This window comes from Streptomyces indicus, assembly GCF_900100315.1.
GTDB classification, from domain to species: domain Bacteria; phylum Actinomycetota; class Actinomycetes; order Streptomycetales; family Streptomycetaceae; genus Streptomyces; species Streptomyces indicus.
In genome coordinates this window covers 665,515-680,838 of record NZ_FNFF01000001.1, presented here as the reverse complement: position 1 = coordinate 680,838, position 15,324 = coordinate 665,515, and the positions used below count along the sequence as shown (strand labels likewise).

Below are 15,324 nucleotides of genomic sequence, written 5' to 3'. Positions count from 1 at the left end.
CGAGCAGGTCAGTCAGCACCTCAGTACCTCAGCGCCGCAAGGTGCCGGTAGCTGTGGCGGGCCGTGGCGAACGGGTCGGCCGGGCTGTCGTGCTCGACCAGCCACTGCTGTACGCCGCCGACGTGCGCGTTCTCGAACATCGCGGCGAAGTCCAGGGTTCCGGACCCCACGTCCGCGAAGCCGCCGTCCGCCGCCATGTCCTTGACGTGCAGCGCCGGGAAGCGCCGCGGGTGCTCGACGAACAGCCGGGCCGGGTCGGCCCCGCCCTTCGCCGCCCAGTACACGTCCAGCTCGAAGGCGACCAGGTGCGGATCGGTCTCCTTGAGGAGGATGTCGTACAGGTTCTCGCCGTCGACCACCGCATGGTCGGACCCGTGGTTGTGGAACTGCACCGGACCGAGCCCGGCCTCGCGCGAGGCCTGCCCGATCCGGTTGAACTGCCGTGCCGCCTCACGGAATCCGTCCGGCGTGTGCAGCGCGCCCGGCAGGCTCGGCACCACCGGCCACTTGGCGCCGAGCGTGTGCAGATCCTCCAGGGCCTGGGGGAGTCCGGGACCGGTGAGCGTGGTGTACGCGACGTGCTCGAGTACGGCGCGCAGCCCCGTACGGTCGAGGAAGCCGCGGATCGCCGCCGCGCTGTTCCCGTGCCGGCCGCTCACGCCCACCGTCGCGTAGCCGATCTCGGCCAGCCGCTCCAGCGTGCCGGGGAAGTCCGCGGCCAGCGGGGTGCGCATCGTGTAGAGGTGCATGCCGATGCCGCCGCGCGGGATCACCCGGCAGCGCGCCGCGTCCGCCTCGGGCCCTGCTTCGAGGGCGTACGACGGCGTGGTGGCGAGCCCCGCGGCCGCCGCGATCCCCAGGGAAGTGCCCAGGAAGGCACGTCTGCCGAGCGTCATGCGGTTCCTCCTTCGGCCACGGTGAGCTGCACCGAGCCGGTCGTGGTGTCGCCCTTGTCGTCGGTGACGGTCAGGCGTGCGGTGTAGGCGCCGGGACGGGCGTAGGTGTGCGCGGCGGTCGGGCCCTCCTCGCCCGCGGGCTTGGTGCCGTCGCCGAAGTCCCAGTGGTACGAGGTGATCCGACGCCCGGCGGCGACCTTGATCTCACTCGTCAGCTGGACCGCGCCCGCGGTCTGCGTCTTGGCGAGTTCGACCTTCGTGCCGCCCTTCTTCTCCACGCCGGGCCCGTTGAAGTGCAGCCAGTCGAGGGTCAGCAGGTCGGCCTTGTCCGGAGTCCAGGCGGGGTTGGTGAAGACCACGTACAGCTTGCTGGTCTCCTCGATGTCCTCGAGGGCGGTGGTGGGCGAGATGAAGTTGCCGTAGCCGCCGGTGTTCGGGACGGTCACCTTGCCGAGCAGCGTGCCGGTGGGCGAGCCCGCGCGGAACTCGATGTCGCCGCCCAGGCCACCGGACCCGGCCCCGACGGTCACCGAGTCGATGCCCTTGAAGTTGCTCGGGTCGAGCGTGATCCAGTCGCCGTGCTCGATCTCGATGAGCCGTTTGCCGGCCGAGGCGTCGGTGCGGCTGCCGATCTCGACTCCCTTGCTGGGACCGCCCGTTGCGGTGAAGTGCTCGGCCTCGCGGAAGGTGGTGCGCAGGGTCAGCGAGGACGAGCCGGTCAGCGCCGGGACCCCGCCCGGGCCGCCCTTGTCCTCGTACTGGGCGCTGATGCCGTAGTACAGGTTCTGTCCGGGGCCGTGGCTGTCACCGGCGTCGGTGACGATCTCGCCCGTGCAGCCCGTGTAGTTGTCCAGCGGATGCAGATGGGTGTCGTGGCCGAGCTGGGACTGCACGACCACCCGCGAACAGTCGATCGTGCCGTCCTCCGGATCGCTCACCCGGACCTCGAACGGGATGGTGTCGCCGAAGGCGAACAGGCCTCCATTGGGCGGCTGTTTGATGCTCACAACCGGCCGGGTGTTGCCGACGGTGACGTCCTGCACCGCGAGCGCCGTGAGGTCACCGGGTGCGGTCACCTTGAGCCGGGCGGTGAACTGGCCGTTCTCGGTGTACACATGGGTCGGGTTGGCCTCGGTGGAGTCCGTGGTGCCGTTGCCGTCGAAGTCCCAGGCGTACGTGACGTCGCCGCCGCCCGGTATCCCGGAGCCCTCGCTGGAGAACCGCACGGTCAGCGGGGCCTGCCCGGTGTCCGGGACGGCCGTGGCCCGCGCGTCCGGCAGCCGGCCGTCGCCCACGTAGTCGATCCGGTAGATGCCCGAGCCCTCGTTGCTGCCACCGCGCCCGGTGCCGCTGCCGAGCCCGAAGTCGATGACGTAGAGCGCTCCGTCGGGACCGAAGTCGGCGTCGAAGGGCTGGTTCCACTTCATGTCGCCGAACACGGTGTTGATCGAATGCAGATCGCCGGCCTTCGCCGCGGGGAAGCGCGGATCGGTGAACGTCTGGTCCTTCTCCTGCATGGAGAAGGTCTTGAACCACTTGCGGGTGAGCTCGTAGTTGAGCCACTTCCCCTCGAAGTACTCGGGGAACTTGGTCCGGTACGTGTTCTCCGGGTCGTAGTCGTAGACCGGACCGCTCATCGGGCCGCCGCCGCCCGTGCCCAGCTCCGGGAACTCGGCGGAGGCGGAGTACGCGTACCAGACGGTCGCGGGCTCGGCGTCCGGCAGGTCCGTGAGGCCGGTGTTGTTCGGCGAGTCGTTCTTCAGGGCACCGCAGTCGAACTTCGGCCCTGAGGTCTTGGTCGCGAAGTCGTAGTCGTTGAACGGGGTGTTGTTGCCCACGCAGTACGGCCAGCCGAGGTTGCCGGCCTTGGTGACGCGGCTGAACTCGACCGTGCCCTCCGGGCCGCGGCTGGGGTTGGCGGCGCGTGCGTCTGGCCCGTAGTCGGCCACCAGGAGGGCGCCCGAGTGCGGGTCGGTGGTGATGCGGAACGGGTTGCGCAGCCCCATCGCGTAGATCTCGGCGCGGGTCTTGTCCGTGCCGGGCGCGAAGAGATTGCCCTCGGGAACGGAGTACGTGCCGTCGTCCTTCGGCGTGATCCGCAGGATCTTGCCGCGCAGGTCGTTGGTGTTGCCCGAGGTGCCCTGGGCGTCCCAGGCGCGGCGGCCCTCCTGCTCGTCGATCGGCGTGAAGCCGTCGGAGGCGAAGGGGTCGGTGTTGTCACCGGTGGCGACGTACAGGTTCCCGCTCCTGTCGAAGGTCAGCGAGCCCGCCATGTGCGAGTTCGCGCGGCCCTCGCCGCGGAAGGTCGGGATGGTCAGCAGCCGCTTCTCGCTCGCCATGTCGACCTTGCCGCCGGCCTCCGTGAACCGCGAGAGGTTCAGCTGCTTCTCCGTCTTGTCCGAGTGCAGCAGATACAACCAGTGGTTCTCCTCGAACTTCGGATCCAGAGCGAGACCGAGCAGGCCGTCCGACTGGCTGGTCATCTCCGGCGTGTACGCGAAGTCCAGGGCGGTGGTGACCTTCAGGCTCTCCTGGTTGACGATCTTCAGCTTGCCGGTGCGCTGGATGAAGAACACCCGCCGGTCCGGCGCCACCGCCAGCTCGAACGGGTCGGCCAGATCGCTGGTCACCAGCGGAGTGCGCTGGAAGGCGCTCGTCTTGCTGGCCGTGCAGTCGCCGGGCTTGTCGCCCGCGGCCCACTGGATGCCGCCCAGCAGGTGCTTGAGGAAGTACTCCTCCTGGAAGGCGGAGGGCGCGTGCCCGCCGGCCGTGAACCAGGAGCGCCCGCCGTCGTAGTTCTGGCACCACGAGTACGGGTGGTCGACGCCCTCGTCCAGCCCGTTGATGCCGTCGCGCACCTTGATCTGCGCGAGCGTGTGCACCTTGCCGGTGGGGTTGGTGCGCCAGTTGTACCACTCCTCGGTGCGCTCCCAGAGCTGAGGGAGGCCCTTGGTGGAGGGGTGCGCCTGGTCGAGCACCTTGATGCGGCCGGTCTGCACGGCGGGGTGCTTGTCGAAGATGGCGCCGACCAGGCCCTCGTACCAGTCCCAGTCGCGCTCGCTGGCGCTCGCCGCGTGCAGTCCGACGTAGCCGCCGCCGGCGCGGATGTACTTCTGGAAGGCCGCGCGCTGCTCGGCGTTCAGGAGATCTCCGGACTCCGGCGTGGAGTTGGTGTTGTTGAAGACGATCGCCTTGAACCTCGCGAGGTTCTCGTCGGTGAAGGCCGCAGCGTCGTCGGTGGCCTCGACCTCGAAGCCGTTCTCGGCGCCGAGCTTCTTGACCGCCTCGACTCCGGCGGCCCGTGAATCGTGGTCGAAGTTGGTGACCTTCGAGAAGACCAGGACGCGGAACGGGACGGCCGCTCCGGCCTGTTGGGGAACCGTCACGACCAGGCCGAACACCATCGCGCACAGCGCGGCGAAGGTGGCCAGAGGTCGCAGAAGTCTTCGGGCGGTGCCGCGGTTCGGGGGATGACTCATGGGCGCTCCCGCTGTCTAGGGGTACGGCTGTGTGCCGTCGGCTCATCGGGTGCATCGCTAGGGAGAAAGCGCTTTCTGAGGTGCAGTCGCTCAGCGTAGGTTCCAGTGATCGGAGGGGTCAACGGGTCGTAGGGGGCTTGTTACGTACCGGAGTTGGGGCTGTGGCCCGTGCGCGCGAAGGGTCCGGGCGGTGCGCTGAGGGTGTGCGCCGGTGCCGCGCGGTGGTGGCGGACGGCGGGGGCCGGTGCGGCGCGGTGGGGGCGGACGGCGGGGGTGGGTGCCGCGCGGTGGTGGCCGGGCGCCGGCCGCCGCGGTGTGTCCCGACTGTTCCTGCGGAGGTGTCCGGGGAGCCGTCGTGGGCAGGGAGCCCTCGTCGCCGTATGCAGCCCGCGAACGGACCGAGGAGCACAGCGATGACGCACACGACGCCGTACACCACCCAATCCGTGACCGCGCCGGACGGCCTCCAGATCGCCGCGTACACCTGGCTGCCGGACGGCGGCCGGCCCCGCGCACTCGTCCAGATCGCCCACGGGGCGGCCGAACACGCCCAGCGCTACGACCGGTTCGCCCGGTACCTCACCGCACACGGCTACGGGGTGATCGCCTCGGACCACCGCGGCCACGGCGCGACCGCGATCTCGACGGGCGGGTACGGGGTGACGGAGGCCCCCGGTGCGGAAAACTCCGAGGCGGACGGGGCGGGCGCGGACAGCTGGCGGGCGATCGTCGACGACCTGAAGGCGGTCGGCGACCGGGCGCGCGAGCTCTTCCCGGATGCGCCCACCGTGCTGCTCGGGCACAGCATGGGGTCGATGCTGGCGCGCGACTACGCGCAGGAGTACCCGGACACCCTCGCGGCCCTGCTGCTCTCGGGAACCTTCCGCACGCTGCCCGGAGTCGAGATCCAGAGCTCCCTCGACCGGCTCGACCGGGAGATCGCCGAGGGCGGCCGTGCGGCGGTCTCCTCCTTCGTGCCCGAGGTGTTCGCCTCCTTCAACGACCCCTATCCGCACCGCACCGGCTTCGAGTGGCTGTCCAGGGACGAGTCCGAGGTGGACCGCTACGTGGCGGACGAGCGCTGCGGGTTCGCCTTCTCGGCGGGTCTGTCGCGGGACTGGGTGAACGGCATCCGCAAGATCAACCACCCCGACCAACTCGCCCGTATCCCGGACGACTTGCCGGTGCACGTGGCGGTCGGCACCAAGGACCCCTGCAACCAGGGCATGTCCCTCGTCTACGACCTCCTGGAGGACTTCCGCTACGTGGGCGTGGCCGACCTGACCTGGAAGGGTTACGAGGACGCACGCCACGAGATCCTGAACGAGACCAACCGGGCGGAGGTGCAGGCGGATCTGGTGGCGTGGTTGGAGAAGCGGGTGTGAGGCGGGACGTGTCGGGTGCGGGACGGGTGTGTCGGGTGGGTGTGAGACGGGGGTGTGTTCGGTTACGGCAGCGGACGCGGTCGTAGGGGTGGGCCCGTGACCCTGGAGGGTGGGCCCGCGACCGTGGGGGCGAGCCCGCGGCCCCGTGAAGCCGGGCGTGTTCGGCGGTGGGCAGCGCGGATGTCAGTGGGGTGTCGTACCTTCTGAGCCATGACCGCTGCCGCCGCCCCCACCTCGGACGACGCCCGTGCCATCGCGCTCGGGCTGCCGGAGACCACCGAGAAGATCGCCTGGTCGATGCCGACGTTCCGGGTCGCGGGCAAGATGTTCGCCACGATGCCGGAGGAGGAGACCTCGCTCGCGGTGCGCTGCCCCAAGGAGGAGCGCGACGAGCTGGTCCTGGCCGAGCCGGAGAAGTTCTGGATCGCCGACCATGAGGCGGCCTTCGCCTGGGTCCGCGTCCGGCTCGCGGCGCTCGACGACCTGGACGAGCTGCGCGCGATCCTCACGGATTCGTGGCGGCAGGCGGCGCCGCCCCGGCTCCTGGAGCAGCACCCGGAGCTGACGGTCGTGGGGGAGTAGAGAGGGACTCGCCGCGGCGGCCGGGATCCGCGTCACTCCCAGGCTGCCCCCTGCACGACGTGATGCGGGGACCGGCCCTGCCGCGCCGCGGCGATCGCCTCGTCCACGGACTGCCCCGTGCCGGTCCAGTCGTGCGCCGACCAGCTGTCGCCGAGGGCGGTGACGGTGCGCCCGCGCCCGGCGTCGAGGGCCACGAATGTGCCCGTGAGCACGGCGAGCACCACTTCGTCGAGGCTCTCCAGAATGCCCTCGGACCCGTCGTCGCAGGCGTCGCAGCCGCAGTCCGGCAGCCGTGCCAGCTCGACGGCGGGCTCACCGGCGCCGAGCGTGAGCACCGTCCCCGGCACGCCGTCCATGGCCGAGAAGCCGAAGACCAGGGGTACGGCGTCCGACCGGACCGGCCGCAGCCGCACCGCGCTGTCGACGGCCACCTCCGGCTCCCGCAGCCAGACCTCCGCCGCGCCCGGCCGCCCGGCAGCGGGACGGGCCCCGGCGGCCGCGGCGGACGGCGCGCCTGCCGCGGCGGGAGGGAGCTCGACTGCGGCGGGAGGCGGCTCGGCTTCCTCGGAATGCGCGCCTGCCCCCACGGGAGGCGGCTCGACCGCCTCCGAAAGCGCTCCCGCCGCAGCCGGAAGCGACTCAGCCACGGCCAGCGAGCGGCCGGTCAGGACGCGGGTCCACGCTTCCGCACGAGCGGCCAGGATCCGGTACTTGCCGGGATCCTCGCAGCGCGAATACGCCTCGTCGGGGACCTCGCCGTCGGGGTGGGGGTCCGGCCAGGCCGGGGTGCCGGCGCCGGTCACCACGAAGGCCTCGTCCACCAGACGCAGCCAGTCGCTGGGATTCACGTACGCACTCTCCCTGCGCGAGAACGGAACCGGCCGGTGTCCGGACCAGCCGGGTCCGGCCCGGAAAGAGCCCGGAACGAGCCCGGACAAAGCAAAGAGGCCATCGCTTCCGATGGCCTCTGAACTGCGGTACTTCACCGACATCACTGTCGGGACGACAGGATTTGAACCTGCGACCCCTTGACCCCCAGTCAAGTGCGCTACCAAGCTGCGCCACGTCCCGGTGCTCGTGTGACCTGGGGTTTCCCCTGGCCGAACGCGCACGGAAACAATACCGCACTCCGGCCGGTGCTCGTGAACCCGTTTTCCGGCACGCCCCCTGTGGCGCACCGGATGCGGAGGGTGACCACACGGGCCCTCACCTGTGCGGAGCCGCCGTCGATGCACGCACCACCAGCTCCCACGAGGTCGCCTTGCGCCGCGGCCGTCCCGCCGGCGGGCGCAGCGCGAGGGTCAGCACCTCCTGGCCCATGCGCGCCAACGGCAGCCGGACCGTGGTGAGGCCGGGGGCCAGGTCCGCCGCGTACGCGACATCGTTGAAGCCGACCACCGACATCCGCTGCGGCACCGGCACGCCCTCGGTGCGCAGGGCCGAGAGCACCCCGAGCGCCATGGCGTCGTTGAGCGCGACGATCGCCGTCGTCTCCGGATGTTCGCGCAGGATGCGCTCGGCCGCGTCGTGGCCGCCGTCGCGGGTGAACTCGGCGTGCATCACGGGCACGTCCGCCATCGACAGACCGGCCCGGCGCAGCGCCACGCTCAAGCCTGCGAGCCGGTCCACCACCGTGGACAGGCGCGCGTCCCCGGCGGCGACCGCGATCCGCCGGTGCCCGAGCGCGACGAGATGCTCCGCGATCGCCTCGCCGCCCTCCTTGTTGGCCGGGCGCACCGAGTCCGCGCTCAGCGCGTGCCGGCCGATGACGGTGAGCCGCCCGCCCGCGCTCTGGAAGGCGGCGAGCTCCTGTTTGGCCTCCGCCTCCAGGCTCGGGTCCACATAGCCGGAGCCGGCGATGATGATGATCCCCACCCGCTGCGCGATCAGATGCCGCACCTGGCGCAGCTCGCTGCGCGGGTCGCGGGCGGACGTGCTGATCTGCACGATCAGTCCCCGCTCGCCCGCCGCCCTGATCACACCGCTGGCGATCTCGGAGAAGTACGGGTCGTCGATCTCATGGACGATCAGCCCGACGGTGGACGTGGCGCCGCCGGCCAGCGTGCGCGCGTGCGGATTGGCCACGTAGCCGAGTTCGCGTGAGATCTGCCGGACGCGCTCCGCCACCTCCTCGCGGACCCCGTCACGCCCCGCGAGCGCCCGGGAAGCGGTTGCCAAAGAGACCCCCGCGCGCTGAGCGACATCCGCAAGGCGCAGCGGGGAGCGTGGTCGGGTCATCCGTCACCGCCTCTGAACTGGGGCTTGTGAACTGGTAGTTGCGCGGCCGTTGTGCAGTTCCTGTGACGTGGCTTACATAGTACGCAAGCGCTCCCGAAAGCGCTTGCTCGTGAGTGGACAGGGGGTGTCCAGCAATGAGCACAACCAGACGAGGGCAGCTGGTGGCCACGGTGAGCGCCCTGGCCGCGACGTTCGCCCTCGGCGGCTGCGGCGGCGGAGCGGGCTCCGAGGGCTCCGGGGACGACACCATCACCATCGGCGTCTCACTCCCGCTGACCGGCGACTTCGCCGAGCCCGGCAAGGGCGTGGAGCGCGGTTACAAGGCCTGGGCGAAGATCGTCAACGACAAGGGCGGACTCCTCGGCCGCAAGGTCGAGTTGAAGATCCTCGACGACCAGTCCAACGCGGACCGGGTCGTCTCCGACTACGAGCAGCTCATCGGCAAGGACGAGGTCGACCTGGTCTTCGGCCCGTTCTCGACCCGGCTCGTGGTGCCCTCGGCGCGCGTGGCCGAGGAGTACGGGATGCTCTTCGTCGAACCCGCGGGCGCCGCGCCCGAGGTCTTCGAGCAGGGCTTCAAGAACCTCTTCTACGCGGCTCCGGCGGTGGCGAACGACCACTACAACCACCTGGCCGAGTACATCCTCGCGCTCCCCGCAGACCAGCGGCCGAAGAGCGTGGCGTACTCCGCGATGGACGACCCGTTCGCCCAGGGGACCGCGTACGGGCTCAAGGACAAGCTCGAGGCCGCCGGCATCAAGACCGCGGTGGACGAGGTGTATCCGCCCAACACCACCGACTTCGGCCCGATCGCCGCGAAGATCGCCGACTCGAAGGCCGACATGGTGGTGGGCGGCTCGCAGTACCAGGACGGCGTGAACCTGATCGTCGCGCTCCAGCAGCTCAACTACCAGCCGAAGATCGCCGCGTTCTCCACCGCCCCCACCTCGCCCGAGTTCGCCGAGGCGATCGGCAACAAGACCGAAGGCGTCCTCGCCCCCACCGGCTACACGCAGAAGGCGGACTACCCGAGCAACAAGGAGTTCGTCGAGAAGTACACGGAGCAGTTCGGCAAGGCGCCCGAGGAGGACGAGGCCAACGCGTACACCACCGGCCAGGTGGTGGCCGCCGCCGTCGAGGCCGCCAAGTGCGCCTCGCAGGACGAGGAATGCCAAGCCAAGCTGATCGAGTTCCTGCGCGGGAACGAGGTCGAGACCGTGGTCGGGCCGCTCAAGTGGGACGACAAGGGTCGCCCGCAGAGCGCCCACATGATCCAGCAGTGGGTGGACGGCGAGATCCAGATCGTGCTGCCCGAGGAACAGAAGGAAGCCGACTTCGTCTTCCCCAAGCCGAAGTGGTGACGGGCCGGTGCCCTCGGCCGGACTGGTCTTCCAGAGCGTGCTGCTCGGACTGCTGCTCGGCGGGCTGTACGCCCTGCTCGCGGCCGGTCTGACGCTGTACTTCGGCATCATGCGCGTGGTGATGATCGCCCACTCGGCGTTCCTGATCCTCGCCGCGTATCTCGCGTGGTGGGCGCACCGCGAGACGGGAGTGGACCCGCTCCTGACGCTCGTGGTGACCGTGCCGCTGTTCTTCCTGGCGGGTGTGGCCCTCCAGCGGCTGCTCCTGTCCCGGCTCAGCCCGGTGACGCTCACCATGATGTCGGTGCTGCTCACCTTCGCGATCGCGCTGGTCATCGAGGGGCTGCTCGGCTACGCCTTCTCCGGTACGCAGCGCAGGATCAGACTCGGCTACAGCTCCACGAGCCTGGAGCTGTTCGGGGCCCGTATCGCCGTCGTGAAACTCATCGGCTTCGCGCTCGCCGCCCTCTCCCTGCTCGGTCTGTATCTGCTGCTCAAACACAGCAGGTTCGGCCAGGCGCTGCGCGCCACGATCCAGCACCGCGAGGCCGCCCGGCTGCTCGGCATCGACACCGACCGCGTGGCCGGCTACGGCTTCGGGCTCGGACTCGCCACCGCCGCCGTCGGCGGCACGGCGCTCTCCCTCGACTCGACGATCTATCCGTCCCTGCACTGGCACTGGATCGGACCGCTGATGGCGATCATCGTGGTCGGCGGCCTCGGCAGTGTCCCCGGCGCGGCCATCGCCGCGATGACCCTCGGCATGATGCAGAGCCTGTTGCAGATCGAACTGGCCGCCACCTGGGCGCAGACCATCTTCTATCTCGCGCTGTTCGGCACGCTCGCGTTCCGGCCGCAGGGATTCTTCGGAGGCCGTCTTGCGCAGCGATTCTGAGCCCCGGACGACGACCTCCGGATCCCGTACGGGCGGCGGCGGACGCACCGGCCCGCTCGCCGCCCCGATCGCCAGGCACCGCGTCGCGCTCGGCATGAAACTCCTGCTGTACGCCGTGGCTCTCACCGCGCTCTTCACCTTCCCCGACGTGGCGCCGAGCCGCTACGAGGTCACGGTCGCCATCACCCTCCTCAACTACGCCGTGCTCGCCACCGCCTGGAACTTCGTCGGCGGCTTCACCGGCTATATCTCCCTGGGCCACGGCGCGTTCGCCGGCCTCGGCGCCTACGGCACGGCACTGCTCGTGGTGAAGGCCGAACTGCCCAGCTTCCCGGCCCTGTTCGCGGCCGCCGCCCTCGTCGGACTGATCGCCGTACCGGTCGGCTATGCGGCCCTGCGCGTGCGCGGCGCCTCGTTCGTGATCGTCTCCATCGCGCTCGTGCTCGTTCTGCTGCTCGTCTTCCAGAGCTGGGCCTCCTTCACCGGCGGCTCGCGCGGGATGGTCGTGCCGCGGCCGTTCCCGGGCATGCTGCGCACGGAGCACCACCGCGTCTTCTACTTCCTGTTCGCCGCGCTGCTCGCGCTCGCCCTCGTCACCTGGTGGCTGATCGACCGCTCCCGCTTCGGCCTCGGCCTCAAGTCGATCCGCGAGGACGAGGACAAGGCGCAGGCGCTCGGCACGCCCACCTTCGCGTACAAGCTCGTCGTGTTCGTCGTGTCGGCGGTGTTCACCGCGCTCGCCGGCGGCCTGTACGCCCTGTGGTTCGGCGATCTCGATCCGGTCTTCCAGTTCTCGATCCTGTCGGGTGCGTACATGGTCCTGATGGCGCTCCTCGGCGGCGTGCGCCATCTGTACGGGCCGCTGCTCGGTGCGCTCGTCGTCGGCTACGCCCTGGAGTACTCCAAGCTCGAATACGGCGACACCCCGCTGCACCTGGTCACGGCGGGCCTGCTGCTCGCCGTGGTCGTGCTGTTCATGCCGGACGGCGTGATCCCGGCCGTGCGGGGTCTCGCCGCGCGGTTCCTCGGCGGCGGGCAGTCCTCGATCCGTGAGGTCACGGCCGCGGAGCTGCTGCACGGACAGCGCGCCGCAGGCTCCGCAGCACCTCCCGACTCCCGTACACGGAAGGAGGTCAGCTCATGAGCGGCCTGGAGATCACCGGGCTCAGCAAGTCCTTCGGCGGGGTGTGCGCCCTCGACGACGTGTCCGTCGCCTTCCCGCATGGGAAGATCAACGCCCTGATCGGGCCCAACGGTTCGGGCAAGACCACCTTCTTCAACTGCGTCACCGGCATGATCCGCGCCGACTCCGGCCGCATCACGTACCGCGGCCAGGACCTCACGGGGCGCCCGCCGCACCGGATCGCGCGGGCCGGGATCGGCCGCAGCTTCCAACTGTGCCGGGTCTTCCCGCGGATGACGGTGCTCGACAACCTGCTCTGCGCGGTCCAGCCCCGTACGCTCCGCGCCAAGGCGGGCCGCTCGCACAGCCGGGCGGAGACCGAGCGCGCCCGCCACTGGCTGACCCGGATGGGCATCGACCACCTGGAGCGCGCCGAGGCGCAGAACCTGTCGTGGGGCCAGCAGAAGCTGCTCGAACTGGCCGGAGTCCTCATGAGCGAACCGGAGACGATCCTGCTCGACGAACCGGCGGGCGGGGTGAACCCCGCGCTGATCGACCGGATCTGCGCGCTGGTGAGCGAACTCAACGCCGAGGGGCGCACGTTCCTCGTCGTCGAGCACAACATGGATCTGGTGATGAGCCTCAGTCACCACATCGTCGTGTTCGACCGCGGCTGGCCGATCGCCGAAGGCCCGCCCTCCGCCATCCGCTCCGACGAGAAGGTGCTGGGGGCGTATCTCGGTGTCTGAACCCCGCGCGGCCTCCCCGTATCTGCTCGAACTCGACGGCATCGAGGCGGGATACGGCCGTGCCGCTCTCGTCCTGCGCGGACTGAGCGTGCGCGTGCCGCCCGCGACGATCGTGTGCCTCGTGGGACCCAACGGCGCCGGCAAGTCCACCGTCCTGAAGGTCGCCAGCGGTCTGCTCGCCCCGCGCGCCGGACGTGTCCTCGTCGACGGCAGGGATGTCACCGGTCACGGGCCGCAGCAATTGCTCTCGGTCGGAGTCGCCCATGTCCTCCAAGGCCACAGCGTCTTCCGCGAGATGACGGTCGCCGAGAACGTTCTGCTCGGCGGCTACACCCTGCGCGACAAGGCGGCCGTGGCCCGCCGGGCCGAGGTCGTGCGCGAGATCTTCCCCGTCGTGGCCGAGCGCTGGACGAGCCTGGCCGGACTGCTGTCCGGCGGGCAGCAGAAACAGGTGGAGTTCGCCCGCTCCCTGATGGTGGAGCCCCGGGTCGTGCTGCTCGACGAACCGTCGATGGGACTCGACCCCAAGGCCACCGGCACGGTCTTCGCACAGGTCGAGCGGATGCGGGCCGCGGGCACCGCGGTGCTCCTCGTGGAGCAGAACGCCCGCCGCGCCCTCCAGACCGCGGACATCGGCTGCGTCCTCGACCTCGGCCGCGTCCACATCGAGGGCCCGGCCCGCGAGCTGCTCGCCGACCCGCAGCTCGGTGAGCTGTATCTGGGCGGGCGGCCTGCGGAGCCGAGCGGCCGTCCCGCGGGGCCGGGCGATCGTCCTGCGGATGCGAGTGGCCGTCCCGCGGAGCCTCCGCCGGCGTCGAAGGCCTGACAGGGGCAGGGGTTCGGGGAGCGCCGCACCGGCGGTGGCCGCGCGGGAACCGGCACGAGGCCGGACTGACCCGACCGACCCGACCTGACCGAGTCGACCCGGCCGACCCGAGCCGACCCGAGACGGACCCGCCCCGAGACCGACCCGCCGCGATCCGGTCCTCGGCGGCCCGCACAGCCCGACCTCCCTCACCCCGTGATTGACTCCTTGTCGACATGACCGCTCACGTCCTGATCCTCGGCGGCACCACCGAGGCCCGCGCCCTCGCCACCGCGCTCGCCGCACGTCCCGGCCTGCGCGTGACGACCTCGCTCGCGGGCCGTGTCTCGGCGCCCGCGCGCCTCGAAGGCGAGGTGCGCGTCGGCGGCTTTGGCGGAGCGGACGGGCTCGGCGCCTGGCTGCGGGACGCGCGCGTGGACGCCCTGGTCGACGCCACCCACCCCTTCGCCGCGGCGATGAGCACCCACGCGGCGCAGGCCGCCGCGCGCACCGGTGTGCCGATGGTGGCGCTGCGCCGCCCGGGCTGGAGCGCCGGCCCCGGCGACGTATGGCATGACGCGCGGTCCCTGCCCGAAGCGGCGGAGCTGCTGCCCGCGTTGGGGCACCGTGTCTTCCTGACGACGGGCCGCCTGGGCCTCGGCGCGTTCGCCCATCTGACGGACCAGCACTTCCTCGTACGGTCCGTCGAGCCGCCCGACCCGCCCCTGCCCCCGCACACCGAAGTCCTGCTCGCGCGCGGCCCGTTCACGCCCGACGGCGAGCGCGAGCTGCTGCGCACCCACCGGATCGACGTGCTCGTCACCAAGGACAGCGGGGGAGCGGCGACCGCGGCGAAGCTCGGCGCGGCACGTGAACTCGGCATCCCCGTCGTCGTCGTGCGCCGCCCCGCCGCACCCCCGGGTGTGCCGTCCGTCGCCGACGTGGCGGGCGTGCTCGCGTGGCTGGACGGGGTCGTCTGAGAGCCTGCCGCGTCCCGAACCGCCCGCCGCCAAGAGGACTCAGCCGCGAACTCAAAAGCGATCTCAGCCGCGTCGGCGCAGCAGATACGTGTCCATGATCCAGCCCTTGCGCTCCCGTGCCTCGGCCCGCACCCGCTCGATTCGCGGGCCCGCCTCCGCGATCGGCCCGGACACGAGGATCTCGTCCGGCGTGCCGAGGTAGGCGCCCCAGAAGATCTCCAGGTCCTCCTCCGCGTACGCGCGGAAACTCTGCTGGGCGTCCAGCATCACCACGACGTCGTCGACCCCCTCGGGGAAGCCCTCCGCGAGCCTCCGCCCGGTCGTGATCTGCACCGGCCGCGCCACCCGGTTGAGCCCGGTGCGATGCCGGGCGACCAGGGTCGAGACGCTGCTGATCCCGGGCACGACGTCGTACGTGAACGCGGTCCGGCCGCGCTCCAGGATCTCCTCCAGGATCCCCAGCGTGCTGTCGTACAGCGCCGGGTCGCCCCACACGAGGAACGCCCCGGTCTCGTCCTCGCCGAGCTCCTCGCCGATCAGCCGCTCGTAGATGTCCGCGCGGCGGCTGCGCCAGTCGTCCACCGCCGGAGCGTAGGCGCCCCCGCTCGCCCGGCGGTCCCGCTCGGGGTCGCGGGCCTCGACCACCCGGTACGAACCCGCCGGCAGGTGCTCGTCCAGGATGGCGCGGCGCAGATCCGTGAGATCCGCCTTCACCTCGCCCTTGTCGAGCAGGAAGAACACGTCCGTGGCCTTGAGCGCCTTCACGGCCTGGAGGGTGAGGTGGTCGGGGTCGCCCGCGCCGATGCCTATGACATGGATGGTTCGCACGCG

13 protein-coding genes and 1 tRNA gene are annotated in these 15,324 nt (G+C 70.9%); 8 read left to right on the top strand and 6 right to left on the bottom strand.

The features are described 5' to 3' along the window. Positions 1–20: 20 nt before the first annotated feature. Positions 21–896 carry a sugar phosphate isomerase/epimerase family protein gene (locus BLT97_RS03090; protein WP_093607055.1) on the bottom strand — a complete coding sequence of 292 codons (876 nt, stop codon included), beginning with the start codon at positions 894–896 and terminating at the stop codon, positions 21–23. Next, positions 893–4,300, bottom strand: a complete 3,408-nt coding sequence (locus tag BLT97_RS03085; protein ID WP_245769174.1) for a ThuA domain-containing protein — start codon at positions 4,298–4,300, stop codon at positions 893–895. The genes BLT97_RS03090 and BLT97_RS03085 overlap by 4 nt, the downstream gene beginning before the upstream one ends. 488 nt (positions 4,301–4,788) lie before the next feature. Here BLT97_RS03085 and BLT97_RS03080 point away from each other — a divergent pair, with 488 nt between their 5' ends. Then, a complete protein-coding gene (locus BLT97_RS03080; protein WP_093607053.1) occupies positions 4,789–5,760 on the top strand; it encodes an alpha/beta fold hydrolase in 972 nt (323 codons plus the stop codon). A 210-nt stretch (positions 5,761–5,970) separates the two neighbouring features. After that, a complete protein-coding gene (locus tag BLT97_RS03075) occupies positions 5,971–6,342 on the top strand; it encodes an MmcQ/YjbR family DNA-binding protein (protein WP_093607052.1) in 372 nt (123 codons plus the stop codon). Positions 6,343–6,374: 32 nt separating this feature from the next. Here BLT97_RS03075 and BLT97_RS03070 read toward each other — a convergent pair whose 3' ends face one another. From BLT97_RS03070 to BLT97_RS03060, 3 genes are all read right to left on the bottom strand, one after another. Continuing rightward, positions 6,375–7,190, bottom strand: coding sequence for a DUF6226 family protein (locus tag BLT97_RS03070; RefSeq protein WP_093607051.1), 816 nt, complete (start codon positions 7,188–7,190; stop codon positions 6,375–6,377). A gap of 149 nt (positions 7,191–7,339) precedes the next feature. Continuing rightward, positions 7,340–7,413 (bottom strand) — tRNA-Pro (locus BLT97_RS03065). A gap of 135 nt (positions 7,414–7,548) precedes the next feature. Beyond that, positions 7,549–8,580 (bottom strand): LacI family DNA-binding transcriptional regulator, encoded by a 1,032-nt coding sequence (locus tag BLT97_RS03060; protein WP_093607050.1) that lies wholly within the window; start codon positions 8,578–8,580, stop codon positions 7,549–7,551. A 134-nt stretch (positions 8,581–8,714) separates the two neighbouring features. On the opposite strand from BLT97_RS03060, the gene BLT97_RS03055 reads away from it, so the two are divergent. The 6 genes from BLT97_RS03055 (at position 8,715) to BLT97_RS03030 (ending at position 14,493) form a co-directional block, all read left to right on the top strand. Continuing rightward, on the top strand, positions 8,715–9,941 hold the full coding sequence (locus BLT97_RS03055) for an amino acid ABC transporter substrate-binding protein (RefSeq protein WP_093607049.1): 1,227 nt from the start codon (positions 8,715–8,717) through the stop codon (positions 9,939–9,941). A gap of 7 nt (positions 9,942–9,948) precedes the next feature. Beyond that, positions 9,949–10,836, top strand: a complete 888-nt coding sequence (locus tag BLT97_RS03050; RefSeq protein WP_093607048.1) for a branched-chain amino acid ABC transporter permease — start codon at positions 9,949–9,951, stop codon at positions 10,834–10,836. Next, positions 10,820–11,980, top strand: coding sequence for a branched-chain amino acid ABC transporter permease (locus BLT97_RS03045; RefSeq protein WP_218137280.1), 1,161 nt, complete (start codon positions 10,820–10,822; stop codon positions 11,978–11,980). Before BLT97_RS03050 ends, BLT97_RS03045 begins: the two co-directional genes overlap by 17 nt. Then, positions 11,977–12,708, top strand: a complete 732-nt coding sequence (locus BLT97_RS03040) for an ABC transporter ATP-binding protein (protein WP_093607047.1) — start codon at positions 11,977–11,979, stop codon at positions 12,706–12,708. Before BLT97_RS03045 ends, BLT97_RS03040 begins: the two co-directional genes overlap by 4 nt. Further along, positions 12,701–13,534 (top strand): ABC transporter ATP-binding protein, encoded by an 834-nt coding sequence (locus tag BLT97_RS03035; protein ID WP_218137279.1) that lies wholly within the window; start codon positions 12,701–12,703, stop codon positions 13,532–13,534. Before BLT97_RS03040 ends, BLT97_RS03035 begins: the two co-directional genes overlap by 8 nt. A gap of 215 nt (positions 13,535–13,749) precedes the next feature. Continuing rightward, positions 13,750–14,493 (top strand): cobalt-precorrin-6A reductase, encoded by a 744-nt coding sequence (locus BLT97_RS03030; RefSeq protein WP_093607045.1) that lies wholly within the window; start codon positions 13,750–13,752, stop codon positions 14,491–14,493. 63 nt (positions 14,494–14,556) lie between these two features. Here BLT97_RS03030 and cobF read toward each other — a convergent pair whose 3' ends face one another. Beyond that, positions 14,557–15,321 (bottom strand): precorrin-6A synthase (deacetylating), encoded by a 765-nt coding sequence (gene cobF, locus BLT97_RS03025; protein WP_093607044.1) that lies wholly within the window; start codon positions 15,319–15,321, stop codon positions 14,557–14,559. Positions 15,322–15,324: the final 3 nt, after the last annotated feature.

Excerpts from the sequence above, each read along its gene's own strand:
- BLT97_RS03090 (WP_093607055.1), bottom strand. The coding sequence starts at position 896 with ATGACGCTCGGCAGACGTGCCTTCCTGGGCACTTCCCTGGGGATCGCG.
- BLT97_RS03085 (WP_245769174.1), bottom strand. The coding sequence starts at position 4,300 with ATGGTGTTCGGCCTGGTCGTGACGGTTCCCCAACAGGCCGGAGCGGCC.
- BLT97_RS03080 (WP_093607053.1), top strand. The coding sequence starts at position 4,789 with ATGACGCACACGACGCCGTACACCACCCAATCCGTGACCGCGCCGGAC.
- BLT97_RS03075 (WP_093607052.1), top strand. The coding sequence starts at position 5,971 with ATGACCGCTGCCGCCGCCCCCACCTCGGACGACGCCCGTGCCATCGCG.
- BLT97_RS03060 (WP_093607050.1), bottom strand. The coding sequence starts at position 8,580 with ATGACCCGACCACGCTCCCCGCTGCGCCTTGCGGATGTCGCTCAGCGC.
- BLT97_RS03055 (WP_093607049.1), top strand. The coding sequence starts at position 8,715 with ATGAGCACAACCAGACGAGGGCAGCTGGTGGCCACGGTGAGCGCCCTG.
- BLT97_RS03040 (WP_093607047.1), top strand. The coding sequence starts at position 11,977 with ATGAGCGGCCTGGAGATCACCGGGCTCAGCAAGTCCTTCGGCGGGGTG.
- BLT97_RS03030 (WP_093607045.1), top strand. The coding sequence starts at position 13,750 with ATGACCGCTCACGTCCTGATCCTCGGCGGCACCACCGAGGCCCGCGCC.